This is a genomic window from Microbacterium zouquanmingi, from assembly GCF_052266695.1.
Lineage (GTDB): Bacteria > Actinomycetota > Actinomycetes > Actinomycetales > Microbacteriaceae > Microbacterium.
The window spans coordinates 684,395-710,151 of record NZ_JBQPQZ010000001.1; the positions used below are offsets into that span (position 1 = coordinate 684,395).

23 protein-coding genes and 2 tRNA genes are annotated in these 25,757 nt (G+C 66.3%); 11 read left to right on the forward strand and 14 right to left on the reverse strand.

Annotated features, from left to right (window positions below):
- Positions 1 to 16 precede the first annotated feature (16 nt).
- From ACTU6U_RS03165 to ACTU6U_RS03195, 7 genes are all read right to left on the reverse strand, one after another.
- Positions 17 to 104, reverse strand: a tRNA-Ser gene (locus ACTU6U_RS03165).
- A gap of 74 nt (positions 105 to 178) precedes the next feature.
- Positions 179 to 1,147 (reverse strand): fumarylacetoacetate hydrolase family protein, encoded by a 969-nt coding sequence (locus ACTU6U_RS03170; protein WP_443467696.1) that lies wholly within the window; start codon positions 1,145 to 1,147, stop codon positions 179 to 181.
- Complete coding sequence (locus tag ACTU6U_RS03175) at positions 1,144 to 2,181, reverse strand: amidohydrolase family protein (RefSeq protein ID WP_443467697.1); 1,038 nt, start codon at positions 2,179 to 2,181, stop codon at positions 1,144 to 1,146. Before ACTU6U_RS03175 ends, ACTU6U_RS03170 begins: the two co-directional genes overlap by 4 nt.
- Positions 2,178 to 3,314, reverse strand: coding sequence for an FAD-dependent monooxygenase (locus tag ACTU6U_RS03180; RefSeq protein ID WP_443467698.1), 1,137 nt, complete (start codon positions 3,312 to 3,314; stop codon positions 2,178 to 2,180). The genes ACTU6U_RS03175 and ACTU6U_RS03180 overlap by 4 nt, the downstream gene beginning before the upstream one ends.
- A 38-nt stretch (positions 3,315 to 3,352) precedes the next feature.
- On the reverse strand, positions 3,353 to 4,408 hold the full coding sequence (locus ACTU6U_RS03185) for a cyclase family protein (RefSeq protein ID WP_443467699.1): 1,056 nt from the start codon (positions 4,406 to 4,408) through the stop codon (positions 3,353 to 3,355).
- Positions 4,405 to 5,364 carry a fumarylacetoacetate hydrolase family protein gene (locus ACTU6U_RS03190; protein ID WP_443467700.1) on the reverse strand — a complete coding sequence of 320 codons (960 nt, stop codon included), beginning with the start codon at positions 5,362 to 5,364 and terminating at the stop codon, positions 4,405 to 4,407. Before ACTU6U_RS03190 ends, ACTU6U_RS03185 begins: the two co-directional genes overlap by 4 nt.
- 80 nt (positions 5,365 to 5,444) lie before the next feature.
- On the reverse strand, positions 5,445 to 6,458 hold the full coding sequence (locus tag ACTU6U_RS03195; RefSeq protein ID WP_443467701.1) for a VOC family protein: 1,014 nt from the start codon (positions 6,456 to 6,458) through the stop codon (positions 5,445 to 5,447).
- 156 nt (positions 6,459 to 6,614) lie between these two features.
- On the opposite strand from ACTU6U_RS03195, the gene ACTU6U_RS03200 reads away from it, so the two are divergent.
- The 6 genes from ACTU6U_RS03200 (at position 6,615) to ACTU6U_RS03225 (ending at position 12,326) form a co-directional block, all read left to right on the forward strand.
- Entirely contained in the window at positions 6,615 to 7,544 is a 930-nt protein-coding gene (locus ACTU6U_RS03200) for a LysR family transcriptional regulator (protein WP_443467702.1), read from the forward strand.
- Positions 7,545 to 7,659: 115 nt separating this feature from the next.
- Positions 7,660 to 8,451: an ABC transporter ATP-binding protein gene (locus ACTU6U_RS03205; RefSeq protein WP_443467703.1), complete on the forward strand. Its 792-nt coding sequence runs from the start codon at positions 7,660 to 7,662 to the stop codon at positions 8,449 to 8,451.
- The gene (locus ACTU6U_RS03210) at positions 8,448 to 9,200 is read left to right on the forward strand and encodes an ABC transporter ATP-binding protein (RefSeq protein ID WP_443467704.1); all 753 of its coding nucleotides are present in this window, start codon (positions 8,448 to 8,450) and stop codon (positions 9,198 to 9,200) included. Before ACTU6U_RS03205 ends, ACTU6U_RS03210 begins: the two co-directional genes overlap by 4 nt.
- The gene (locus ACTU6U_RS03215; RefSeq protein WP_443467705.1) at positions 9,197 to 10,078 is read left to right on the forward strand and encodes a branched-chain amino acid ABC transporter permease; all 882 of its coding nucleotides are present in this window, start codon (positions 9,197 to 9,199) and stop codon (positions 10,076 to 10,078) included. The genes ACTU6U_RS03210 and ACTU6U_RS03215 overlap by 4 nt, the downstream gene beginning before the upstream one ends.
- Entirely contained in the window at positions 10,075 to 11,106 is a 1,032-nt protein-coding gene (locus ACTU6U_RS03220; protein WP_443467706.1) for a branched-chain amino acid ABC transporter permease, read from the forward strand. The genes ACTU6U_RS03215 and ACTU6U_RS03220 overlap by 4 nt, the downstream gene beginning before the upstream one ends.
- On the forward strand, positions 11,103 to 12,326 hold the full coding sequence (locus ACTU6U_RS03225) for an ABC transporter substrate-binding protein (protein WP_443467707.1): 1,224 nt from the start codon (positions 11,103 to 11,105) through the stop codon (positions 12,324 to 12,326). Before ACTU6U_RS03220 ends, ACTU6U_RS03225 begins: the two co-directional genes overlap by 4 nt.
- Before the next feature lie 24 nt (positions 12,327 to 12,350).
- Here the strand turns inward: ACTU6U_RS03225 and ACTU6U_RS03230 are convergent, their stop codons facing one another.
- Positions 12,351 to 13,385: a LacI family DNA-binding transcriptional regulator gene (locus ACTU6U_RS03230; RefSeq protein WP_443467909.1), complete on the reverse strand. Its 1,035-nt coding sequence runs from the start codon at positions 13,383 to 13,385 to the stop codon at positions 12,351 to 12,353.
- A gap of 179 nt (positions 13,386 to 13,564) precedes the next feature.
- Here ACTU6U_RS03230 and ACTU6U_RS03235 point away from each other — a divergent pair, with 179 nt between their 5' ends.
- The 4 genes from ACTU6U_RS03235 (at position 13,565) to ACTU6U_RS03250 (ending at position 18,696) form a co-directional block, all read left to right on the forward strand.
- A complete protein-coding gene (locus ACTU6U_RS03235) occupies positions 13,565 to 13,945 on the forward strand; it encodes an L-rhamnose mutarotase (protein ID WP_443467708.1) in 381 nt (126 codons plus the stop codon).
- Positions 13,942 to 15,105: an L-rhamnose isomerase gene (gene rhaI / locus ACTU6U_RS03240; protein ID WP_443467709.1), complete on the forward strand. Its 1,164-nt coding sequence runs from the start codon at positions 13,942 to 13,944 to the stop codon at positions 15,103 to 15,105. Before ACTU6U_RS03235 ends, rhaI begins: the two co-directional genes overlap by 4 nt.
- A gap of 38 nt (positions 15,106 to 15,143) precedes the next feature.
- Complete coding sequence (locus ACTU6U_RS03245; protein ID WP_443467710.1) at positions 15,144 to 17,198, forward strand: bifunctional aldolase/short-chain dehydrogenase; 2,055 nt, start codon at positions 15,144 to 15,146, stop codon at positions 17,196 to 17,198.
- A 91-nt stretch (positions 17,199 to 17,289) separates the two neighbouring features.
- Positions 17,290 to 18,696 carry a rhamnulokinase gene (locus ACTU6U_RS03250; protein ID WP_443467910.1) on the forward strand — a complete coding sequence of 469 codons (1,407 nt, stop codon included), beginning with the start codon at positions 17,290 to 17,292 and terminating at the stop codon, positions 18,694 to 18,696.
- Between the two features lie 150 nt (positions 18,697 to 18,846).
- Here the strand turns inward: ACTU6U_RS03250 and ACTU6U_RS03255 are convergent, their stop codons facing one another.
- The 4 genes from ACTU6U_RS03255 to serS all read right to left on the reverse strand — a co-directional run bounded on the left by ACTU6U_RS03255 (position 18,847) and on the right by serS (position 22,391).
- Positions 18,847 to 20,088 (reverse strand): LCP family protein, encoded by a 1,242-nt coding sequence (locus ACTU6U_RS03255; RefSeq protein WP_443467711.1) that lies wholly within the window; start codon positions 20,086 to 20,088, stop codon positions 18,847 to 18,849.
- 38 nt (positions 20,089 to 20,126) lie between these two features.
- A tRNA-Ser gene (locus ACTU6U_RS03260) sits at positions 20,127 to 20,211 on the reverse strand.
- A 45-nt stretch (positions 20,212 to 20,256) separates the two neighbouring features.
- Positions 20,257 to 21,087 (reverse strand): HAD family hydrolase, encoded by an 831-nt coding sequence (locus ACTU6U_RS03265; protein WP_443467712.1) that lies wholly within the window; start codon positions 21,085 to 21,087, stop codon positions 20,257 to 20,259.
- Positions 21,084 to 22,391 carry a serine--tRNA ligase gene (gene serS, locus ACTU6U_RS03270; protein WP_443467713.1) on the reverse strand — a complete coding sequence of 436 codons (1,308 nt, stop codon included), beginning with the start codon at positions 22,389 to 22,391 and terminating at the stop codon, positions 21,084 to 21,086. Before serS ends, ACTU6U_RS03265 begins: the two co-directional genes overlap by 4 nt.
- A gap of 36 nt (positions 22,392 to 22,427) precedes the next feature.
- Between serS and ACTU6U_RS03275 the strand changes: the two genes are divergently transcribed.
- The gene (locus ACTU6U_RS03275; RefSeq protein ID WP_443467714.1) at positions 22,428 to 23,426 is read left to right on the forward strand and encodes a diacylglycerol/lipid kinase family protein; all 999 of its coding nucleotides are present in this window, start codon (positions 22,428 to 22,430) and stop codon (positions 23,424 to 23,426) included.
- 6 nt (positions 23,427 to 23,432) lie between these two features.
- On the opposite strand, the gene ACTU6U_RS03280 is transcribed toward ACTU6U_RS03275, so the two are convergent.
- Both ACTU6U_RS03280 and cls read right to left on the reverse strand, forming a co-directional pair.
- Entirely contained in the window at positions 23,433 to 24,173 is a 741-nt protein-coding gene (locus tag ACTU6U_RS03280) for a hypothetical protein (protein WP_443467715.1), read from the reverse strand.
- 34 nt (positions 24,174 to 24,207) lie between these two features.
- Positions 24,208 to 25,680 carry a cardiolipin synthase gene (gene cls / locus ACTU6U_RS03285; RefSeq protein ID WP_443467716.1) on the reverse strand — a complete coding sequence of 491 codons (1,473 nt, stop codon included), beginning with the start codon at positions 25,678 to 25,680 and terminating at the stop codon, positions 24,208 to 24,210.
- Positions 25,681 to 25,757 lie beyond the last annotated feature (77 nt).

Here is a 25,757-nt window from a genome sequence, read left to right on the forward strand (position 1 = left end):
GAACAGGGATTTACTGCGGAGACGGAGGGATTTGAACCCTCGGTCCCCTTAGAGAGGACTCCACCTTAGCAGGGTGGTGCACTAGGCCACTATGCGACGTCTCCAGGCATCTGGCTCGAAGCCACGGATGCGCTCATTCATCATAACCGGTCTGACCAGGAGGAACGAATCGTGTCGCTCAGCGACGGCGACTCCTTGGTCGCGGCCGGGCAGACGGGAGCGGCGGTGCCGGCACCTGCTCCCCGACCGTGTTGACGAGTTCGCCGATGCCCTCGATGACCATCCGCACCTCGTCGCCCTCGCGCAGCGGGGGTGGCGTGAGAGCCTGGTTGCGACCCCAGAGCTCGCCGAGGCATCCGCCATTGCCGACTGTCCCTGAGCCGAGCACGTCGCCGGGCACCACACGTGAGTTGCGCGAGGCGTAGGCGACGAACTCTGGGAATGGCCACCCCGCGTTCGAGAGCATGTCCTCGCCGATCAGCTCGCCGTTGACGTACACCTCAGCGCGGAGCGCCAGGAAACCGTCGTCATCGAGGTACTCCGCCACCTCGTCGGCGGTGACGATCCAGGGGCCCAGCGTCGTGCCGAAGTCCTTGCCCTTCGCCGGCCCCAGACGCACCTTCATCTCGCGGGCCTGCAGGTCGCGAGCCGACCAGTCGTTCATGATCGTGTAGCCGAAAATGACGGATGCCGCGGACTGCGCGTCGAGGTTCGACTCCCCCACTTCCGCATCGGCACCAATCACGAGCGCGAGTTCGAGTTCGAAGTCGAGCTTCTCGGTGACCGGCGGACGCAGCACGTCGCCAGGCCCCGAGATGGTGTGCGGGTTCGTGAAGTAGAACGTGGGTGCGTCGTACCACTCCGCGGCGACGTCACTCTTGCCCTCAACCCCGGCGCTCACTCCTTCGACGTGTTCCTCGAACGCGACGAAGTCCCGCACCGAGGCGGGCACGACCGGAGCGAGCAGGCGCACGTTCGCCAGCGGTTCGCCAGCACCCTCGACCCGCTCGTAAAGAGCGTGCGTCTCGGCGAGACCGCGCCGCAGCACGTCGGTGACAGTGAGGCCGTCGGGGAACGGCACCACGTTGCCTGCAATGATGAAACCCTCGCCGACGCCCTCTCCGCTCTCCCAGCGGGCGATCCTCATGCCTGCACCTTCCCCGTCAGCAGATCGGCGGCGTTTCCGGCCAAGATGCGCTGGACGACCTCGGCAGAAAGCCCTGCGTCCTGCACGAAAGCCACCGGGTCGTCGAGCCCCATGTCGAACGGGAAGTCGCTGCCGAGAACCACCCGGTCGGCGCCGGCGACGTCGATCAGGTGCCGCAGAGACGTGGGACTGTGCACGACCGTGTCGAACCAGATCTTCTTCAGATAGGTCGATGGCGCCTCGGCGCAGCGCTGCGCATCGGGCCGCACGGCCCAGGCGTGGTCGGAGCGGCCGATCGCGAATGGCAGGTAGCCTCCACCGTGCGCGGCAACGATCTTCAGGTTCGGATGCCGGTCGAGCACACCCGCGAAGATGAAGTGCGAGAGCGCCACCGCGTTCTCAGTCGGCTGCCCGACCGTGTTGGCCAGGTAGAAGCGGTCGAGACGTTCGTCCAGGCTGCAGCCGAACGGGTGCAGGAAGATCACGCAACCGAGTTCGGCAGCACGCGCCCAGAACGGCTCGAGCCGCTCGTCTGAAAGCTCGACATCGCCGGCGAACGAGGAGATCTCCACGCCGACCAGTCCCCGCCCGAGCACGGCGTCATCGAGACACTCCACCATCCGCTCCGGATGCTGCAGTGGAACGAGCCCGAGCCCGACGAGTCGGTCGGGAGCCTCGGCCACGTGCTCGGCGATGAGCCTGTTCGCCTCGTTCGCTGTCCAGACCGCGAGGCCCTCCGGCGCCCAGGGATAGAAGTGGTTCGGCGACGCGCTCACCCACTGCACCTGAACACCCTGCTGGTCCATCACGGCGAGCCTCTCGGCGACCGAGGTGAGTTTCGGGATGCGGGCGCCGACCATGGGGCCGGACACAGCCGCACTCTCCGCGCCGTTGCGCTTCAGATCCAGCACTGCGGCCTCGGCGACCAGCTCTGGTACTCGAGCCTCCACCGCCGCCTGGATCGACGGCAACAGGACATGGGCGTGCACATCCGTCACGCGGGCGTCTGCGGTCCGCTCGTTCTCGACGGTCATGCCGGCTGCGCCATCTGCTTCGCGATCCCGAAGATCAAGCCGCCTGCGTCGGCGTCGCGATCGCCGTTGATCTGCCACTGCGCGAGCTGCGAAGACGCCTCGACAACAGCGGTCGCCCTGGGGAGTCTGCGGCGGTGGAACTCTTCCCACAGCGTCTCGTCGACGGCATCTGCCGCGACCAGCAGCTCGGCCAGAACGACGGCATCCTCGAGCCCTTGCGCGGCGCCCTGCGCGATTGTGGGAGGGCAGGAATGTGCGGCATCGCCGATGATCACGACGCGTCCGCGGTTCCACGGTGCGTCGACGATGTGCCGCGTGAACCACGTGTAGTTCGCGTGCGCGCCCCTCTCCAGGTCGGCGCGAATGGAGTCCCACGGGCCTGCATAGGCCCGAGACTCCTCGAGCATGATGCGTGTGGCCTCCTCGTCGGAGTGACCGAATCGGTCCTGCGCCTTCTCGACCAGGAACGCATACATCGAGTCCTCGCCGGTGGGCGTGTAGCCGGCGATGTACACCGGCCCGCCGTAGTACAGCTCGCTGCGCTCGACCTCGGGCGGACGTGACACGAAAGTGCGCCAGATGCCCATGCCGTTCTGCTCGGGCTTGGTCTCGATCCCGATGAGTCCGCGGACGGTCGAGTGCAGACCGTCGGCGCCGATCAGCAGCTCATATGCTCCGGCGGATCCGCCATCGACGAACACCTCGACGGAGTCCGATGCGCTCGCGTCGATTGCCGTGACCTTCGCGTCGAAGACGATGTTCACGCCCGCCGCCTGCGCGTGGTCGAGCAGAATGCGCGCCAGTTCGGCACGCGGCATCCCCATCGCGGCCGGGTAGTCGGGGCCACCGGTCTTGACGTCGGGAAGCGATGCGACGATCGGTGCGTCAGGTCCGGGAGCTCGAAGGTTCAGTCCCTCGAACGCGTAGCCGGCATCGCGAATGTCATCCCAGGCGCCAATCGCATCGAAGCACCGCAGTGCGTTCCCCTGCAGAGAGATGCCCGAACCGAGGCCGGTCAATTCGGGCAGGGCTTCGAAGACGTCGACCTCGACGCCCACCTTCGCCAGCTGGATCGCTGCGGCGAGTCCCGCGACGCCGCTGCCGGCGATCGCAACCTTGGATACTGCGGTCATGTCAGAACCTCTCTGTTCTGGTGTAGTGCATCGGAAAGTTAGAGAAGGGCGATGGGATTGATCGGAGAGCCGACCGCACCCGTGATGGGCAGAGGCGGGGCGGAGAGCAGGAATTCCCAGCGGCCGAGCTCTGCGCAGGCCGCCGCGAGCTCGTCGAGGTTCCACATCTCGCCGATCGTGAGACCCATGTTCGGGATCACGACCTGGTGCAGCGGCTGGAAGGCGGCTGCGTCGAACTCGTTCGGGCGCACCTCGAAGCCCCAGGTGTCGGTCGCGATCGCGGCGATCTCCGTACGGTGCAGCCAACCCGCGGTGGTGAAGGAGAGGCCGGGTGCGGGTCCCCCTGCATAGTCGCCCCAACCGTCGCGGCGGGTGCGCGCGTACTGACCGGTGCGGACGAGCACGATGTCGCCGCGGCCGATGCGGGCGGAGTCGCCCTGCGCTGCGGCGGTCGCCTCGAGGTCGGCGACAGTGATCGCGTGGCCGTCGTCGAGCTCACCCGTCTCGGGGCGCAGATGCCGGCCGACGTCGAGCAGCACGCCGCGGGAGACGACGACGGATGCCGCATGCTCGATGCCTGTGACGAGGTCGCCCTCACTTGTGACGACGTCACCGGCGCGCCGACCGTTCCAGGCGTTCCCGTGATCGAAGATGTGTCCGAGACCGTCCCACTGAGTCGAGCACTGCAGCGGCATGGCGATCACGTCATCCGCGCCGCCGATCCCGTGCGGGAAGCCCTGAATGCCGCGTTCGGCATCGGTGCCGGTGTCGGTCATCGTGTGCACCGGGTTGGTGCGTCGGCGCCAGCCCTTCTGTGGACCGTCGGTGTCGAAGGGCTGCGAGAGCGAGATCGCCCGGCCGTCGCGGACCAGGCTCGCGGCCTGCACGCGCTTGGCCGGATCGATGAAGTTCAGCGTGCCGAGGGCGTCGTCCTCGCCCCAGCGGCCCCAGTTGCGGAACGCCTCGGCACGGAGTGCGATCTCTGCCTCGGGGTTCTGGCGGTCAAGGTCAGCGGGGTTCTCGCTCGGCTTTTCTGTTGCAGCATCCGGTCCCTGAGCCTGTCGACCCGGTCCCTGAGCCTGTCGAAGGGTCATGACGCCTCCTCCGCGACGCAGCGGATGACCTGGGTGCCGAGGCTTCCGATCGTCCCGGTCATGACGTCACCGTCGCGCAGGAATCTCTTCCAGTGCTGACCATTACCCGCGGGGCTTCCGGTCAGCAGCAGATCACCGGGCAGCAAGGGCATGGTCTGCGAGGCCGCCGAGATCAGTGCGGGGATGTCGAAGAGCAGGTCGGTGGTGGAGGCGTCCTGCATCACCTCTCCATTCAGCTCGAGTCGCACCGCCGCATTGCCAGCGTCCACGAACTCGGCCGGCACCAAGAAGGGGCCAGTGGGCAGGAAGCCGGGGGCATTCTTGCCGCGGTACCAGTCGGTGCCGATGTCTTTCATGTCCTCGCGGAATACGAGGTCGCGCGTGGTGACGTCGTTGACCATGGTGTAGCCGGCCACGTGCTCGAGGGCATCCTCGCGAGTCACCCGGAACGCCTCCCGACCGATCACTACGGCCAGCTCCAGCTCCCAGTCGTGCACCTCGCTGTAGGACGGCAGCACGAGCGGTACGTCGTCGCCGACGACGCACGCGGGCATACCGATGAAGAAGTAGGGCTCACCGTTCACAGCCCGATCGTCCATCAGGTTCGCTGCGAACTCACGGGCTTCTTCGATTGTGCGACCGCTGTTCTTCGACACCCCGGCGGCGACCAGCTCGATCACGTGCTGACGGTAGTTCGCACCGGTCTGCAGCACCTGGCGCGGCTCGACCGGCGCGGTCAGGACGACCTCGTCCAGCGGAAGCCAGGCACCGTCGGCGCTTTCGGCGAGTGCGCCGAGGCGATCCCAGTCGGGGGCTGCGAGGAATGCGTTCAGCCCGGCTGCGCCGAGCTCTTCATCGTCCAGCGGACGGATGCGATCTCCCGCCACCAGCCCGAGACGCGCAGAATCGCCGTCCCGGTAGCGGGCCAGCGCGAAGGGTGCTGTCGTGGTCGTCATCGATCGTTCTCCAGTTTCGTTTCTCAATCTGCGGGATGGCGGGAAAGGGGGCGGTATCACCACCCCCTTTGCACTCACCCTTAGCCGTGCTGGGTGTACGGGTTCAGCAGCAGGTCCTTGATCTCATCGGGCACGCCCTCTTCGGTCGCGGACGGTCCGTCAGCCGGCGGGAACGACTCTGTCATCGACATCGGCATGGAGCCGTTGCGATAGAAGTTGCTCGATCCTTGCGACGGGCGCCAAGTCTGGGCTTCCCAGTCTGGAACGTAGTTGCGGTAGCCGCCGGTGTTCACTTCGATACGCATCGTCGACGGCTCGCGATAGTACAAGAACGTCTGCTCTCCAATGCCGTGGATGTTCGGTCCGTATTCCATCGGGGTGCCGTTTTCCATGAGCGTATCTGCCGCGATGAGCAGCTCCTCGCGGGTGTCGACCCAGAACGCGTAGTGATTGATGCGCCCGGCGACGCTGGAGCTGTCAAGGACGATACCGAGGTCGTGTGACTTCTCGTTCGTGGTGAGCACAGAGAACACCGAGATAGGTGCCTCGTCCAGAACCGTGCGTGCCATGAACCGGAAGCCGAGCACATCGACGTACCACTTGACGAAGCCGTCGACGTCGCTCGCCGCGATGGTGACGTGGTCGAGTTGGCGCGGTGCGCCGGCGACCTTCGAGCGCTTCTCCGGACGGTCGGGATAGATGGATGCCGTGTCGCCCTGTGCCTGGTGACGGGTGACGTCCCAGTGCAGGGTCATGTGGTGTCCGTAAGGCCCGGTGAAGCGGTACGCCCGGCCGATCAGTGGCAGGTCGTCGATCCATTCGCCCTGGACCCCCGCGGCCTCGATGCGCTTGGCGGCCTCTTCGAGCGCCTCGGCGCTGGTCGTGCGCCACGCCATGGTTTCGAGAGCGGGCTCGTCGCCGGGCACCACGACGACGCTGTAGGCGTAGTAGTCACCCCAGCAGCGCAGGTAGACGGCGCCGCCGATGCGGTCCACGACAGTGAGGCCGACCTGCTCCTCGTAGAACTTGACCGAGGCCTCGACATCAGGCGTGGTGATCGCCACGTAGGAGAGGTGGGAAAGCAGTTTAATCATCGTTGATTCCTTCTGAGATGGGGCTCGTCGTGGTCCTACTCTGCGCCGAGCTGGGACTATCAGGGAATCCGAATTCAGCTATCTCCGCTATCAGTGCGACTGATACGATCGGCCTCAGCTCGCCGACGAGCCCTGTCCGCCCGAGGAAGACCACCCGTGTCCGATCAGCCCCTGCTCTCGCGCCTCGACTTGAACCTGCTCGTGTCGTTGGATGCGCTGCTCACCGAGCGCAGCGTCACCAGGGCAGCCGAGCGACTGCATCTCAGCCAGCCAGCCCTCAGCGCCTCGCTCGCGCGACTGCGTACGCACTTCGACGATCCGATTCTCGCCCGCCGCGGGAACTCCTACGACCTGACCCCGCTTGCCATCCGACTCACGGACCACACCACCACGGCGCTCGAAGCCGCCCGGCGAGTGTTCGAGAGTCAGGCGGCGTGGAATCCGGAGCTGTCGACACGCGAGTTCTCCATCTACGGGTCGGACTATTCCTTCGTGACCGTCGGGCGACACGTCAGTCGGCTGGCCAGGCAGCAAGCACCCGGAGTGCGCTTCCGTTTCATGCTGCACAGTCCGGCCGTCGTGGAGGATGCCGCCTCCCGGCTGCGGTCCGCGGACGCGATGCTCATCCCGCACGGCTTCCTCAGCGACCTGCCGTACGCCGATCTCTGGCGGGACCACTGGGTGGGGATCACAAGCACGCACGACACGACGATCGGTGAGCAGGCCACGATGGCCGATCTCTCTGCGCGACCCTGGGTCTTCACCTATCAGTCCCGCGAGGCGTTCACCTCCGCGAGCCGTCAGATCCAGCAACTCGGCATCGAGCCGAGGTTCGAGGCGGTCGTTGAGAGTTTCCTCGCCCTGGCCTATTTCATCGAAGGCACCGATCGACTCGGCCTGGTGCAGGCCTCGGTCGCACCCGCTCTCGAGCGTTCCGCGGGCGTGCGCACCTTCGCTCTGCCCTTCGACGCGACCCCGGTGCTCAACGCCGTGTGGTGGCATCCTGTGCACGATCGCGACCCCGAGCACCAGTGGATGCGCGGGCTGTTCGCCCAGGCCGCGGCCGAGCTCCGCGACGCACACTAGGGCGAGAGCTGCGGTGCCGACCCGCTATCACCCTTATCGATGAGCACATAACAAGAAGCCCCTTTCCGGTTGCAGCGCCGTCGAGTCTCATTGCAAGAGAACAAGGGAGTTCTTGATGACGAAATCGCCAGCACCCGCACTCCGACTCATCGACGTCGGGATCGGCTTCCGCGGAGTGCGCGCGCTCGACTCGGTGACCTTCGATGTCCCCCAGGGTGGCGTCAGCGCCGTCATCGGCCCCAACGGCGCAGGAAAGACCACGCTCTTCAATTGCGTCAGTGGCATTTACAGACACGAAGGCTCGATCCTCCTTGAGGGCGCAGCGCTCGGCGGCAAGCGCGCGTTCCGCCGAGCGGGCGCCGGCATCGCCCGGACGTTTCAGACGCCGGTGCTGCTCGACGACCAGGACGTACTCACGAACGTGATGCTCGGTTCCTACACCGGCACGCACGTCGGCATCTTCACTCCCCTCTGGGCCCCCGCCCGCGCGCGCCGCGAGGAACGCGCGGCTCGCGAGAAGGCGATGGCAGTCATCGAGCGCGTCGGACTGGGCGCTCACGCGTGGGCTCCGGCCGGGGCCCTCGCGCACGGTGACCGGCGCCGCGTCGAGATCGCTCGCGCGCTCATCGCCGAGCCCCGCTTGCTCATGCTCGATGAGCCGGCGGCGGGGCTGAGCGAGCAGGAGGCGAACGCTCTCATGGATCTCGTCGTCGCCCACGGCGTCGAGACAGGGATGACGTGCGTGCTCGTGGAGCACGATGTCGCCCTCGTCATGCGTTATGCGACCACGATCGCCGTTCTCGACGCCGGCCGGCTCCTCGCCGTCGGCGCTGCCGCGGAGATCCAGAAGAACCCCGCGGTCGTCGCGGCGTACCTCGGAAGCGACGTGGAGGTCGATGCAGCGTGAGCCTCCTGAGTCTGCGCGGCGTCACCGCCGCATACGGGAAGGTCGAAGTGCTGCACGGCATCGATCTCGACATCGACGAGGGCAGCATCGTGGCGGTGCTCGGACCGAACGGAGCCGGCAAGACCTCGCTCCTGCGCGCAATCAGCCGCACCATCACCGTCAACGGCACCCGCACCTTCGCCGGCACCGACATCGCACGACTGCGAACGTCCCAGATTGCACGGCTCGGCGTCGGGCACGTTCCCGAGGGCCGCGGCACCTTCTCCGACTTCACCGTCGAGGAGAACCTCCGTCTCGGCAGCGTCGCGAGGCCGTCTGCACGGCGCACCGACAGCGCGGCCGATCTCGCGCGAGTCTTCCGCTCGTTCCCGATCCTCGAGGAGTTTCGGAAGCGTCCCGCCGGAGCGCTCTCGGGCGGGCAGGCGCAGATGCTCGCAATCGCCCGGGCTCTCCTGGCCCGGCCGCGGCTGCTGCTCGTCGACGAGCCGTCCCTCGGACTCGCGCCTCTGACCACCAAGGAGCTGTTCTCCCAGTTCACGGCACTGCGCACGGAATGGGATCTCACGGTGCTCCTCGCTGAGCAGAACGCACGGCTTTCGCTGGCCGTCGCCGATCGCGTGGTGCTGCTCAGCCGCGGTCGCGTCGTCCACGACGGACCTGCCGCTGAATACCAGTCGACCGATGCTCTGCAGGCCCACTACCTCGGCGGCGCCTCGTCGCCCGCCGACCAGAAGGAGGGCTCCGCATGATCGAGTTCATCCAGATCTCACTCGACGGCCTGATGACCGGGCTGGTCTACGCGGCTCTCGCACTGGCACTGAGCGTGATCTTCCAGGGAACCGGGATGCTCAATCTCGCCCAGGGCGAGATGGCCGTGCTCGCGGCGTACATCTCCTATTCGGTTCTGCTCTTCGGGCTCCCGCTGTGGCTCGCCATCCCGATCGCGATCGTCGTCTCAGCGGTTATCGGCGCCGCGATCTACTTCTTCGTCGTGCGATGGGTGGACCGGCGCAACCAGACGGCGCTCACCACGCTCGGCGTCACCCTACTGCTAGGTGTCAGCGCCGTGATCAGCATGATCTGGGGTACGGATCCACACAGATTCCCCCCGCTCTTCGGAACCTGGGTGTTCCACCTAGGAGGAGTGCGGCTGACGAGCCAGCAGGTGGCAGGGGTCGTCCTCGTCGGAGGTGCGATGATCGCCATGGCGCTCCTCCTCACCCGCACGAATTTCGGGCTGCGCCTGCGCGCGGTGGCGCAGAACCAATCGTCGGCTGCACTGCTGGGGCTCTCGGGTGGCCTCTGGCTCGCAACGGGATGGGCAGTAGCCAGCGGTGTCGGCACGATCGCCGGCGTCGTGGCTGCTCCCACACTGGGGTTGTCACCAGGCATGATGACGGTGCCGCTGCTGATGGCACTGGCAGCGACGAACCTCGGCGGGATCACCAGCCGCGTCGGCGTCGTCCTCGGCGGACTGATCATCGGCGTGCTGGCGGCTCTGGGCGGGCGCTACGTGCCCGGGCTGGGCGGAGACCTCAATGTGCTCCTCGCGTTCGCCGTCGTGATCGTGGTCGTGCTGTTCAAGCCCGCCGGCCTGTTCGGCCGTGAGAGCACGGTGCGCGCATGATGTCTTCACTTCGTACCTGGCTGCCGCGCGGCATCGTGGCCGTGGCGATCATCGTGGGCATCCTGATGCCCTTCCTCGTCACCGACTACGACCTGTTCTCGATGAGCCGCGTTCTCGCGGTCGCCCTCGGAGTCGTGAGCCTGAACCTCCTGATGGGCTCCTCCGGCCAGATCAGCCTGGGACACGGCGCAATCTTCGGTATCGGCGGCTACACGGCGATGATGCTGATGCGCTACCTGGAGTGGCCGGTCGGCTTGGCCGTTCTCGGCGCCGTCGTCCTGTGCATCGTGCTCGGCATGATCCTCGGGTTCCCCGGCGTCCGTCTGGGCGGGTTCAATCTCGGTCTCCTGACGATCGTCATCGCTGCGCTGTTCCCGATCCTGCTCTATCGCTTCTCCGACTTCACTGGCGGTCAGGCCGGCATCACCCTCAGTGGCGCGGGGCTGGTCTCCCCCACGGAGGCGCTCACTGACGCCCAATGGGCCTATCTCGTCATCCTCCTTGTGCTGCTGGTGTGCGTGGGGATGCTCCGGGTAATCGTCTCCGGACGCACCGACCGGGCACTCGCCGCAGTACGGGCTTCCCCGATCCTGGCAGCTTCCATGGGTGTCAACGCCGACCGGCTCAAGCTGGTCGTGTTCGTCATCAGCTCGGCTCTCGCCGGCCTTGGCGGGGCCCTTTACGCGTTCGTGCTCGGACTCGTCGTGCCGGAGTCGTATCCGCTCGTCTTCTCGATCACGCTGCTCGTCGCATCCGTCGTCGGCGGCAGCCGATCATGGTGGGGCGCGATCATCGGCGCCGCCGTCATCGTCTACCTGCCGACATGGTTCAGCGAAGCGGTGCCGGGTGACGCCTCGGCGTATCTCGCGCAGCTGATCTTCGCGATCGTGCTCGGCGTGTGCATCATCGTCGCCCCGGGCGGTATCGCCGGCCTGGTTTCGCGTCTGTATCGCTCGGTCTGGCAGACTCGCGCCGCCGAACCACATCCTTCCCTTCCCACCCAACCCGACACACAGGAGATTCGATGATGAAATCCATCCGCCGCGGTGCGCTGACGAGCGTCGCACTGCTCGGCGTCACAGCCCTCGCCCTTTCCGCCTGTACTCCACGAGGCGGTGAAGCAGGGCAGCCGTCGGACGACGGCGAGAAGGCACCGATCGTCATCGGCGTCAGCTGGCCGCTGAGCGGTCCGGCGGGTTCCGTCGCGCCGGGTCTGGCCGGCATCGAGACGTACATCGCAGAGACCAATGACGACGGCGGGATCGATGGGCACCCCATCGAGCTCGTCACCGCTGACGACGCGTATGACCCAGCGCGTCTGGTCGAGAACCAGCGCAAGTTCGTCGAGAAGGACGGCGCCGTCCTGGTCGTCAACTTCGGCGGCATCTCCATCGCCGGCCGCGACTACCTCACGCAGAAGGACGTGGCCGGCGTATCCCTGGCGGCCAACTCTCCCCTCAGCGACATCGACAACTATCCCCTTCAACGTGCCTTCTGGCCGGATGTCGCGTGGGAGGGCGAGCTCCAGGCGCAGTGGATAACGGAGCAGAACCCGGATGCCGTCGTCGGCTACGTCGGATTCAACAACGATCTGAGCGAGAGCCAGCTTGCCGGCCTCGCCACCGGAGGTGTGGTTCCTGCCGAGCAGGCGCTGGTCGCGCCCGGCACGTCCGATCTCAGCGCTCAGGTAAGTCAGTTCCAGGCCGCAGGCGTGGACACGCTCGTCGTCAACATCGGCGCACCGACCGTCGGCGCGCTGCTGGGATACATCCACCAGATCGGGTGGGAGCCGACGCTGATGCTCGGATCGACGACGTCCGACTTCACCGCCGCGATCAACCAGGCGACGCCCGCGGCGGTCGAGGGTGCGTACGCGTTCAAGTGGTACATGGACCCGTCTGACCCGCTCTTCGCTGAGGACGAGCGCTATCTCGCGTACGCCGAGGCGATGACGGCGCAGGGCCACGAGGCCGAGATCGGTGACTCGCTGGCGTTCAGCGGGTACGGGCTCGCGGCGGCCATCGTCGGTGCGCTACAGCAGGCGGAGTCGCACGACAGCGAAGGATTCATCGCAGCCTGGGACTCGCTGTCCGACCTGGATAACCCGCTGACGCTCCCCGGTATCAACTTCGATTCCGGTCCTGACGGGCGTATCGTCTTCCAATTCCAGCTGAGCCGGTTCGACGGCACCAGCTGGCAGCCCGAGGGGGACATCGTCGATGTCCGGGAACTCGGGATAGTCAAGTAACTGAACTGATGGGGGCGACGGCACTCAGCCGGCGTCCCCATCAATGCTGTCGGCGCTCGAGGACGACTGACGGATCACGAGCTCGGGCTGGAACCGAACGTTGCGCTCGTAGTCGCCGTCCGGGTCATCCATGAACCGCAGCAGCAGGTCTACGGCGGTGCGTCCGATCAGCCGCGCCGGCTGACGGATCGAACTCAGCGGTACGACGGTCGCCGCCGCGAAGTCGATGTCGTCGTAGCCGATCAGGGCGATGTCCTCGGGCACTCGAACCGTGCTGAACATGGTCAGGGCCTGCAGGGCTCCCACAGCGAGCAGGTCATTCGCCGCGAACAGGGCATCCGGGCGCTGAGAGGGCTCACGGCGCACAATCGCTTCGCCCGCGGTGCGACCGTTCAACACGGTCAGCGCCGGTACCTCGATCAGCTCGAGCACAGCATCCGGAGTCTCGTCGACGGCACGCCGCGCTCCGCGCAGACGGTTCGCGACCTGCGCAATCGATGATGGTCCCCCGATGAAAGCGATCCGGCGTCGACCGATGTCGATCAGATGCCGCACGGCGAGATACCCGCCCTCCACATCGTCCACCGACACCGAGCAGAAGCTGCTCCCCGGCAGCTCATGGTCGACGAGGACCACCGGGATGCCGGCACTCTCTACCTGTTCGAGCTTGTCGACGTCATCGGATGCCGGGCTGATCAGCACCCCGTTCACGCGCTGCTCTCGGAACAGATCAAGGTAGCGGTCTTCGCGCGAAGGATCATCATCGCTGTTTCCGAGGAGTACGGAGAGCCGATCCTCTTCAGCTCTGGCCTCGGCCCCGCGAGCGACATCCGCGAAGAACGGGTTGCCGGCATCGAGCACGACGAGGCCGATGCTCCGGCTCCGCCCTGCGCGCAGCTGACGTGCCGCGTCATTGCGCACGAATCCCAGTTCCTCGATCGCGGCGAGTACGCGCGCGACCGTCTCCGCCGCGACCTTGTCACGTCGATTGAGAACATTGGAAACCGTGCCGACAGACACCGATGCCGCCAGCGCAACGTCGCGCACACTCACTGCCACCTGATACTCCTCATCCTTCACGCTGACCGCGAGTGTACGGCATCACCGGCCGCCTCCCGGTCCGGACGCGAACGCCGATCGCGTCCGGGACGATGCGAGTCGAGACAGATGTTGCGGACGACGGCTCGCCGACCTATCATTGAAACGATTCACGCACGCCTTTCCCCGACCGAGGAGCCATGTCACCGATGACAGCCGCCACCCGAGTCTGCTTCCAACTGCAGGTCCACCCCGAACTGCTCGACGAGTACCTCGCTCGGCACTCCCCGGTCTGGCCGGAGATGCTCGCCGAGATCGAAGCCTCCGGTCGTCGCAACTACTCGCTCTTCCTCGGCGAAGGCGGCACCCTGATCGGCTACTACGAGACCGGCGACGACATCGCCGCGCAGGCATATCTCGCGCAATCAAAGATCGCGACTCGTTGGGAGGCCGAGATGGCGCGATTCTTCGTCGATCTCGACGGCCGCCCCGATCAGGCGGCAACACCCCTCACCGAAGTCTTCAACCTCGCGGAGCAGCTCTCCGCCGCAGCATCCGACAACGAAAGCAGCGCATCATGACCGTCTTGTCCTCCGGTGTCCTCGCCGAACTCGAGAAACAGTCGATCGAGCTCCCCTCGTGGGCCTTCGGCAACTCCGGCACCCGCTTCAAGGTATTCGGCACGCCCGGCACACCCCGCGACCCGTTCGAGAAGATCGCGGATGCCGCGCAGGTGCACAAGTACACCGCGCTCGCTCCGGTCGTCGCGCTGCACATCCCATGGGACATGTGCGACTTCGGTGACCTGCGCACGCACGCGGAAGACCTCGGCGTCTCGCTCGGCACGGTCAACTCCAACACCTTCCAGGACGACGAGTACAAGTTCGGCGCTCTCACCCACGAGGATGCCGCGGTTCGCAACAAGGCGATCGACCACCACCTCGCATGCATCGACGTCATGGATGCCACCGGCAGTCGTGACCTCAAGATCTGGCTCGCCGAGGGCTCGAACTACCCCGGCCAGGCCGACCTCCGCGGCCGGCAGGACCGTCTGCAGGAGTCGCTTCAGAAGATCTATGCGCGGCTCGGCGACGACCAGCGCTTGGTGCTGGAGTACAAGTTCTTCGAGCCCGCTTTCTACCACACCGACGTTCCGGACTGGGGCACCTCCTACGCGCAGGTGTCCTCGCTCGGGGACAAGGCGATGGTGTGCCTGGACACCGGCCACCACGCTCCAGGCACGAACATCGAGTTCATCGTCATGCAGCTGCTCCGGCTCGGAAAGCTCGGCTCGTTCGACTTCAACTCGCGCTTCTACGCCGACGACGACCTCATCGTGGGCGCGGCAGACCCGTTCCAGCTGTTCCGCATCCTCTTCGAGGTCATCCGCGGCGGAGGCCTGAACAACCCCGATGTGGCGTTCATGCTCGATCAGTGCCACAACGTCGAGGACAAGATCCCCGGTCAGATCCGCTCGGTGCTGAACGTCCAGGAGATGACAGCTCGCGCGCTGCTCATCGATCGGGATGCTCTGACCGCGGCCCAGAAGTCGGGCGACGTTCTCGCGGCGAATGCCGTCTTCATGGACGCCTTCTACACCGACGTCCGTCCCGCTCTCGCCGAATGGCGCGAGTCGCGCGGCCTCGCCGGCGACCCGATGGCAGCGTACGCGGCATCCGGCTACCAGCAGAAGATCGCAGCGGACCGCGTCGGCGGCACGCAGGCCGGCTGGGGCGCGTAAGCGCGTCCGCCTCGAGACTCCCCACCTAAGGACACAGCATGACGAACCCCACCGCAGCCGCGCTCATCGCCCGGTCGAACCGCCTCGGCGCGGATCCGAAGAACACGAACTACGCCGGTGGTAACACCTCGGCCAAGGGCACCGCGACCGACCCCGTCACCGGCCAGCCGGTGGAGCTGCTGTGGGTCAAGGGCTCCGGCGGAGACCTCGGCACCTTGAAGGAGCAGGGCCTGGCCGTGCTCCGCCTCGACCGCTTCCGCGCTCTCGTCGATGTCTACCCGGGCATCGACCGTGAAGACGAGATGGTTGCCGCGTTGGACTACTGCTTGCATGGCAAGGGCGGCGCCGCGCCTTCGATTGACACGGCCATGCACGGCCTGGTGGATGCCGCCCACGTCGACCACCTGCATCCCGACTCGGGCATCGCGATCGCGACGGCCGCCGACGGCGAGGCGCTGACCACGAAGATCTTCGGCGAGAAGGTCGTGTGGGTGCCGTGGCGCCGCCCGGGTTTCCAACTCGGGCTCGACATCGCCGAGATCAAGAAGCAGAACCCTGCCGCGATCGGCTGCATCCTCGGCGGGCACGGCATCACTGCCTGGGGCGACACCTCGGAGGAGTCCGAGGCGAATTCGCTGTGGATCATCGACACCGCAGCCGCCTACATCGAGGCGAACGGCAAGGCTGAACCGTTCGGCGGCGTACGTGCCGGGTTCGAGGCGCTGCCAGAGGCCGAGCGTCGCGAGCGCGCGGCCGCTCTCGCAGGCACGGTCCGCGGCCTCGCGTCGACGGACAAGCCGATGGTCGGCCACTTCACCGACTCCGACGTCGTGCTCGACTTCCTGGCATCCGAGAACGCGCCCGCCCTCGCCGCCCTCGGCACCAGCTGCCCCGACCACTTCCTGCGCACCAAGGTCAAGCCGCTCATCCTCGACCTGCCGACCACGGCGTCCGTCGACGAGCAGATCGCGCGCCTGCACGAACTGCACACCGAGTACCGCGCCGACTACCAGGCATACTACGACGCGCACGCGTCGACAGCCTCAGCGGGGGCCGCGGCCAGTCCGGCCATCCGCGGCGCCGACCCGCTCATCGTGCTGATCCCGGGCGTCGGTATGTTCTCGTACGGTGCCAATAAGCAGACCGCCCGCGTGGCCGGCGAGTTCTACGTCAACGCGATCAACGTGATGCGCGGCGCCGAGGCACTGTCGACGTACTCCCCCATCTCGGATGCCGAGAAGTTCAACATCGAGTACTGGGCACTGGAGGAGGCGAAGCTGCAGCGGATGCCGAAGCCGAAGTCGCACCAGGGTCGCATCGCGTTCGTCACCGGCGCAGCATCCGGAATCGGCAAGGCCATCGCCACCCGTCTCGCCGCCGAAGGCGCCTGCGTCGTCATCGCCGACCTCGATCTCGAGAAGGCGCAGGCTGCCGCCGCCGAACTCGGGAACACGGATGTCGCGATCGGCGTCGCCGCCAACGTCGCGGATGCTGACGCCGTGCAGGCTGCGCTGAACGACGCCGTCCTGGCCTTCGGCGGTGTCGACCTCGTCGTCAACAACGCGGGGCTCTCCCTTTCGAAGCCGCTACTGGAGACCACAGAGAAGGACTGGGATCTGCAGCACGACGTCATGGCAAAGGGTTCGTTCCTCGTGTCGCAGGCTGCGGCCCGCGTGCTCATCGATCAGAAGCTCGGCGGTGACATCATCTACATCTCGTCGAAGAACTCCGTCTTCGCAGGCCCGAACAACATCGCCTACTCGGCGACCAAGGCCGATCAGGCGCACCAGGTGCGGCTGCTGGCCGTGGAACTCGGGGAGCACGGCATCCGCGTCAACGGCATCAATCCCGACGGCGTCGTGCGCGGCTCGGGCATCTTCGCTTCCGGCTGGGGCGCGAACCGCGCCGCGACCTATGGTGTGGAGGAGAAGGATCTCGGACAGTTCTACGCGAACCGTACGATCCTCAAGCGCGAAGTCGTGCCCGAGAACGTTGCGGACGCCGTGTACGTCCTGACCGGCCCGGAGCTCAGCCGCACGACGGGCCTGCACATTCCCGTCGACTCCGGCGTCGCGGCCGCGTTCCTGCGATGACTCCTCGCGAACCTGCAAAACCACGCCGAGACTGCACCTTATCGCGGCTGTTTCGGCGTGGTTTTGCGGTCTCGATGAGGGAGGGTTGGTGATGGGCGTGCGCGCGGTCGCGGCCGTCGATCTCGGGGCGACCAGCGGGCGCGTCGTGATCGGGCGCATCGGCGTCGACTCCCTGGAGCTCGAACTCGTCTCGCGATTCCCGAACGGACCTGTCGAGCGCGAAGACGGCCTGCACTGGGACTTCGACGCGCTCTACGACCACATCGTGGACGGCCTGGCGGAGGCGGTTCGGCGTGAACCCGCGATCGAGAGTATCGGCATCGATTCCTGGGCTGTCGACTACGGCCTACTGCGGGACGGAGAACTGCTCGCCGAGCCGTTCCACTACCGTGACGCTCGCACCGAGCGGGGCGTTGCCGAGGTGCACGAAGTCGTTCCATTCGCGGAGATGTACGCCCGCAACGGACTGCAGTTCCTGCCGTTCAACACGCTGTACCAGTACCGCGTCGACGAGCTGCTTGCGGATGCCGATACCGCCCTGCTCATTCCCGATCTGATCGCGTACCTTCTGACGGGCGCCAGTGTCGCCGAGCGCACGAACGCGTCGACGACCGGTCTCCTGGGAGTGCGCTCCGGTGAGTGGGATGCGGAACTGGCCGATCGCCTCAGCATCCGGACCGCGGCGCTCCCCGCCCTGGTCGACCCCGGATCAGTGATCGGGATGCTGCGCCCCGAACTCGCGGCGCAGATCGGGAAGGACCTCCCGGTGATCGCGGTCGGCTCGCATGACACGGCATCCGCCGTCGTCGCCGTGCCGCTCTCCTCCCCGAATGCGGCGTACATCTCCTGCGGCACCTGGGGTCTTGTCGGCGTCGAGCTCACCGAGCCCGTGCTGACGGATGCCGCGCGTGGTGCGAACTTCACCCACGAGCTCGGGGTCGACGGACGCTACCGCTTCCTCCACAACGTCACAGGCCTCTGGCTGCTCAGCGAAACGATCCGAGCCTGGGAAGAAGATGACGGCGCAACGATCGACCTCCCGGGGCTCCTGGATGCCGCGTCCGCCGTAACCGGCGACATCGCATTGTTCGACGCGAATGATGTGTCGTTGAGCGCTCCGGGCGATATGTCGACCCGTATCGCGGCGGTGCTGCGCGCGAACAGTTCGCCCGTTCCCGACAGTCGCGCCGCGTTCACGCGGACGATCGTCGAATCGATCGCCGCAGCCTTCACAACCGCCGTGCAGACCGCTGCTGACCTTTCCGGGCGCGAAATCGACAGCATCCATCTGGTCGGCGGCGGGTCACTCAACCGACTTCTCTGCCAAGCGACGGCCGACCGCTCGGGTCTTCCCGTGCTCGCGGGGCCCGTCGAAGCGACGGCGCTCGGCAATGTGCTGGTGCAAGCCCGAGCATTGGGCGCCGCCCCCGCGACGCTCGAGGAGCTGCGGGCGCTCGTAGCCCGCACGCACGCGCCGATCCGCTACGCACCGCGCTGACCGCCGGCGCATCGTGCTCGGTGCCCAGCACTTCGCGCGGCTCTAAGCCGTTCGCGCTGCAGAAGTTTCAGCCGCGTGAACAGGAACTAGCCGCGCGAACCACGGATAAGCAGCGCGAACCAGGAAACGACAGCGCGACCAGGCGCGACCCTACCGAACGTTGCCGTTCGAGCACGTCTGCTGTGCAGCCGAGTTGCCCTTGATGGTGTCGGGAAGCGCCACCACGTTCTCCGGAGGCGTCGCGGGAGCCTCGGTCGCCGACTGGTCAGGTGCCGGAGGCACCGGCTCCTGAACCACGACGCCGTCGTTGTCGGTGTTCTGGTGCGTCACCTGCAGCTGCTGGTTGGCGTTGATCGCGTCCCACATCGCCTGCGCGGCCTGAGTGTTCGGCACGACCTTGTTGGGATCGTCCGAGTCGGTGTACGTCGGGTACTGCAGGAAGACGATGTCCTCGAACGGCACATCCTTGACCGCGAGTGCGACCTGCACGATCGTCATGGGGTTCGTCAGCGACGTGCTGGCCTCGAGGTTGCTCAGCGCGGTGTTCGCGAGTCTGAGCATCGTCGGCACGTTGCCGAGCACTTCGCCGCTGATGAGCTTGCGAGCAAGGCTCGACATGTACTGCTGCTGGTTGCCGATGCGGCCGAGGTCGCTGCCGTCGCCGACGCCGTGACGGGTGCGCAGGAACTGCAGCGCTTCAATTCCTGCCACGGTATGCGTACCAGCCGCCAGGTCAAGGCCGGTGTGCTTATCCTTGATCGGGGTCGCCAGACACACATCGACGCCGCCGATGGCATTGGTGATCTCGATCACGCCGCCGAACGTGACCGCTGCCGCGAACTCGATGTCCTGCCCGGTGAGCTGGCTCACGGTCTGGACCACACAATTAAGCCCAGCGTCCATGTAGGCGCTGTTGAGCGGCTGTTTGCGCATCCCCGAAGTCGTGCTGCCGTCTTCGCGCGTACACTCCGGAATGGGGAGCATGAGGTCACGGGGGAAGCTCACCGCAGTGATGCGACGCGGCTCTTCTGAGACGTGGACCAGGATGTTCACGTCGTTGAGGTTGCCCTCAGCATCTGGCCCGTCGCAACGGTCGCCGAAGTACTGCGCGTACGCGTCCTCGCAGGTGTCGGTGCCGACCAGCAGCAGATCGAACCCGCCCTTGAACTCGCTGATGTCCGGCGGGATCGGCTTCTGCCCCTCGAGCTCGACCGCATCCGCGGTGGCCGTGCCATACAGATCACTGACGACGAAGGCGCCGACGCTGACACCGCTCACGAGAACGACAGCGAGTGCGATGCCGAGAATCTTGAAGAACTGGCCGATCGGGCCCGGGGTGCGCAACTGGCCGTGGCGGGCCACGGTCTTACGACGGCGAATCTTCGCGCTCACTCAGTGCCTTTCATCTGCGGAGCCCTTCAGCGCTTCTGCGGAGGGCGTGGGATTCGAACCCACGAGACATTTCTGCCCACTGGTTTTCAAGACCAGCTCCATCGGCCGCTCGGACAGCCCTCCATCGCCGGAAGAATCCGGTGATCAGTCGTCGAGTCTAGCTGGTTTTCATTCTGCTGCCTTGACCTGGGCGACCCCTGGATGCGCGAGAAGCGCGTCGAGCGCGTCGGCCAGCCCGCCCTCTTCGACGTCAGCGGTGACAGAGCCCGCGGCATCCTTCACCTCATCGGGCGCCTGCCCCATGGCTACCGCTCGTCCTCCGAGTTCACGCGCCCACTCGAACATGCCGATGTCGTTGCGTCCGTCGCCGACGACCATGACTCGCCCGCCGTCTATGCCCAGTTCGGAATGGACCTTCGCCAGGGCGCTCCCCTTGTCGACACCTTGCGGTGCAATGTCGAGCCAGGCCGTCCAGCCGATCGCATACGAGACCTCGTTGAGTCCAGTCTCTGCAACGAGGCGGTGGAAATCCTCTTCATCGTGCCCGGGCGACACAACGACCACACGCGAAACGGGCAGCGCGCCGAGCTCTGCGAGGTCGACCTGACGTCCGCCCTCGAGCGTCCAGTCGCCGACTTCACCGGTGAACAGCCGCAAGCCGTCACCCAACTCGACCATGTAGTGCGCTTCAGGCAGCCGCTCGGTGAGCAGCGCGAGAACCTCGCTCGGATCGAACGTCTCGACGCTCCAGCGCTCCCACCCGCCGTCGACGCGACGCATCGTGACCGCACCGTTCGAGCACACCACGTAGTCGGCAGTGATCTCGAGCTCGTCGACCCAGCGCTCGGTGGCCGGCCAGCTGCGACCGGTCGCGATCGTCACGACGTGCCCGGCATCGCGGACACGGGCGATGGCCTCGGGCACGCCGGGGCTCATGGTCTCGTCCTGCAGGATGATCGTGCCGTCGACGTCGAGCCCGACGAGCCAGGGCGAGATCACTGGGAATCCTTCGTCTTCGAGGCGCCGACCGGCTCCAGAACTTCCAGCCCACCGAGGTAGGGCCGCAGCACCTCGGGAACGAGGACAGATCCGTCCTCCTGCTGGTGCGTCTCGAGCAGCGCGACGATCCATCGCGTGGTCGCGAGGGTTCCGTTCAGCGTTGCGACGTGCTGCGTCTTCGAGGCCTGTCCCTCCTCAGCCGCGGGTCGGTGCCGCACATCGAGGCGACGCGCCTGGAACGTCGTGCAGTTCGAGGTAGACGTGAGCTCGCGGAACGCGCCCTGCGTCGGCACCCACGCCTCGATGTCGTACTTGCGCGCAGCGCTGGATCCCAGGTCTCCGGCAGCCACATCGATCACACGGTACGACAGGCCGAGGGCGGTGAGCATCTCCTCCTGCAACGCGACCAGGCGCAGGTGCTCCGTCTCGGCGTCTTCCGGGGTCGTGTAGACGAACATCTCGAGCTTGTTGAACTGGTGCACGCGGATGATTCCGCGGGTGTCCTTGCCGTACGACCCCGCCTCGCGGCGATAGCACGTGGACCATCCGGCGTAACGGAGTGCGCCGTCTGTCAGATCGACGATCTCGTCCTTGTGGTAGCCGGCGAGCGCCACCTCGCTCGTGCCGACGAGATACAGGTCGTCGTCCTTGTCGAGGTGGTAGACCTCATCGGCGTGCTCGCCGAGGAAGCCCGTGCCCTGCATGATCTCCGGGCGCACGAGCGTCGGCACGATCATCGGGGTGAAACCGTTCTGGAGCGCCTTGTCGAGCGCGAGGTTCATCAGCGCGATCTCGAGTCGCGCGCCGATTCCCTTGAGGAAGTAGAAGCGTGCGCCAGACACCTTCGCGCCGCGCTCCATGTCGATCGCGTCGAGCATCTCGCCGATCTCGAGGTGATCGCGCGGCTCGAACCCGAATGCCGGCGTCTCTCCGACGCGGCGCAGCTCGATGAAGTTGGCCTCACCACCGGCGGGAACGCCGTCGATCACGATGTTCTCGATGAGGGCGAGAGCGGATGCCGCGGCATCCCCCGCTTCATTCGCCACCTGCTGCGCGCGCTTGACGCGCTCGGCAAGCTCTTTGACCTGCGCGACGAGCGCCTGCTTCTCTTCCTTGGGTGCCTTCGCGACCTGCTTGCCGAAGGCGTTCTGCTCGGCGCGGAGGTCTTCGAAGGCGGTCAGCGCCGCGCGGCGCGATCGGTCGGCCTCGATCGCCGCATCGACAGTGGAGGAGTCGTGGCCGCGCGCAATCTGTGAGCGGCGGACGATCTCGGGCTGGTCGCGAAGAAGGGCGAGGTCGATCATCCTCCAAGTCTAGGCCGTGGCCGTAGAGTGAACCCCATGACGAAGAGCACGGCACTTCCCCGCCATGCTGCCCTCGTCTACAACCCCATCAAGGTCGACGAGAAGCGCTTACGCAGTGCGCTGCACGATCTCTCGAGCGAGGCCGGCTGGGAAGCCCCCTCGTTCTACCCGACGACGATCGAGGATGCCGGGCAGCAGGCGGCCCGCGAGGCACTCGCCGCCGGTGTCGATGTCGTGCTCGTCGCCGGCGGCGACGGCACTGTGCGCGCAGTCGCCGAGGCCATGGCCGGCACCGACGTGCCCCTAGCCATCGTGCCCAGCGGCACCGGCAACCTTCTCGCGCGCAACCTCGGACTCCCCTTGCTCGACCCCCACCGGATGATCCGTGCCGCGCTCGGCGATTTCCGGCATCCGATCGATATCGGATGGGCAGTACTCACGCGAGAGAACGGCGAAAGCGACGAGCACGCGTTCGTCGTGCTCGCCGGCATGGGCCTGGATGCCGCGATGATCGCGAACACCCGACCCGACCTCAAGAAGTCCGTCGGTTGGGTCGCCTACGTCGACGGAGCCGCACGGTCGCTGCCGAATGCGAAGCCGTTCCGCGTCGTCTACCAGGTCGACGAGTCACGGCTGCACTCGACCAAGGTGCACAGCGTGCTGTTCGCCAACTGCGGCACGCTGCCTGCCGGCATCGCGCTGATCCCCTCCGCATCCATCACCGACGGAGCAATGGACATCGCTGTCATCCAGCCCGCAGGCCCGTTCGGCTGGCTGGGGGTCTGGCGCAAGATCTGGTGGGACAACTCCGTGCTGCGCCGATTCCGCGCCGGTCGTCTTGTGCTGCAGCGCCGAGGAAGAAGCGCCTCCGTGCGGTATCTGCACGGGCAGACCGCTGAGGTCGCTCCGATCGCCCCGACCGCCATCGAGCTCGACGGCGATGAGTTCGGTCTGGCCGTTCGCATCCGTTGCCGTGTGGCGCCTGGCGCACTGCTGCTCGCACTGCCCGAGGGGCATCGCGTCGACCAGCTCTGAGCGGACTCAGCCGCGCAGAACGTGCACGGTTCCGTCGAGGTTGCCTCCGACGAGCGTGAGCGTGAAGTCCTCGTCGTCGTCGACGTCGTCGCTCATTCCCAGCAGAGTTGCCCGCGGTGCCATATCCATCGTGCACATGCCGTCTTCGGTCTTGAAGGTGACGGTGGCGCCAGCACCCTGCACTTCGACGTTCTCTACGATCGGCGGGCACGTCGACGAGCCCCACGTGAGCAGCACGATACCCTCGTCGTCGAACCATCCGGCACTGGGCTCGTAGTCGGTGGCCTCGCCGCCGGTTCCGGTGAGCGCCGCGTTCCCGTCGAGGTCCACGTCTTCGGTGATGTCACCGAGTGTCACGACGAACTCGACATCCTTCGTCGGATCGACGCCTTCGGGGAGTCCGCCGATGCTCGCGCGCGGGGCGAAATCTGCCGTGCACACCTTCTCGCTGCCGTCGGCGTTCGGCGCATCGACGAGCGAGACCGTGACCTTCTGCCCCTCGGCGGAGATCTCATCGACGATCGGAACGCAGGACGAAGAACCCCACGTCACGAGAGAGAACATCCGGCCGTTGTCGAGCCAGGCCGCTTCGAAGTCGTCGCTGAGTTCGTCCGTGCTGCTCGAATCGTCTGGCGCCGCGCTGCTCGTCGGCGGCTGCTCGCCAGCCGATCCGGTGCACCCGACCAGGAGCAGTGCCGCGGCGAGCGCAGCGGAAACTGACAGAACCAGACGCGATGGCGTGATCATGGCTTCAGATTAGCGTGCAAGTCCTGACAGAGCGCTACTGAAGCGCCGAGGTCAACCGTGCGAGGTTGTCGAGCACTGTGGAGCGCAGCGGCTGCTTCAGCCACTCCTCAAGAGTGAGCTCGCGACTCAGCGCACGGTACTGGTCTTCGACCGCGCGCAGCTCGTCGACGAACTCCGCACCGCGTACGAGCATCGATACCTCGAGGTTGAGACCGAAAGAGCGCATGTCCATGTTGCTTGACCCGATCACCGCGATCTCGTCATCGATGGTGAGGCTCTTGGTGTGCAGAATGTAGGGCTTGCGATACATCCAGATGCGCACACCGGCCCGCAGCAGCGCCTCGTAGTAGCTGCGCTGGGCGTGGTAGACGACCGCCTGATCCCCCTCTTCGGAGACGAAGAGCTCGACCTGCACGCCGCGGTCGCATGCTGCGCTCACCGCGAGCAGCATCGCCTCGTCCGGCACGAAGTACGGACTGACGATCATGATCTTCTTCTGCGCGCCGTACAGCAGCGCGAGGAACAGACGCAGGTTGTTCTCGACTTCGAATCCGGGACCGGACGGCACGATCTGGCAGTCCAGATCTCCCGAGCCCGATGCGGGATGAGTGATGTCGATCTCGCTGAGGATCTCGTCGGTCTCGCTGTACCAATCAGAGAGGAACATCGCGTTCAGGCTCAGCACGATCGGGCCGTCGACGCGGACCATCAGATCGACCCAGTGCAGGCCGCGTTTGATGTTCTTCGGCAGGTTGTAGGACGAATCGGTGACGTTCTGCGAACCGAGGTACCCGACGGTGCCATCGACGACGAGGAGTTTGCGGTGATTGCGCAGATCAGGGCGCTGCATGCGTCCCTTGAGCGGCTGCATCGGCAGCAGCAGATGCCAATTCGCCCCCATCGCATCCAGCCGCTTGATGGTCTTGCGATAGTTGGGCTTCCACCGGTTGGCCCAGTGATCGAGAAGCACCCGCACCGGGATGCCGCGCGCTGCCACTTCTTCCATCGCACGGAAGAAATTATCGGTCGACGCATCGGACTGCAGAATGTAGAACTCCACGTGCACGTACTGCTCGGCGCCGCGGATCGCCTCTGCCATGGCGTCGAGCGACTCCTGGTAGTCGCTGACCAGGTGCGCACCGTTATCGCCCGAGATCGGCAGCGCGCCCAGACGCTCGTTCATCGAGACGACGGACCGCAGCCAGTCGGGCGCGTGGGGTCGCAGGGTGCCGAAGCGCAGATGGTCGCTGGTCTCGGCGATGTACTCGTTGATCTGATCCTGCTTGCGACGGCGCGCACGAGGCAGGCGCGGGTTGCCGATGACCAGAAACAGCAGCACACCCAGGTACGGGATGAAGAAGACGGCGAGCAGCCAGGCCATCGCCGACGTGGGACGCCGGTTGCGCGGGATCACGATGATCGCTGTGACGCGGACCGAGATGTCAACCACCACGGCGAACGCGAGAACCCACCACGGCCACTGAATCGGGTTCAGATTCAGATTCATGCGCACCCCTGGCCAACGTCAACGGGCGCCGGATCAGACGCACCCCATCAGCGTACTGCGTGCCGGGGACGTTGCAA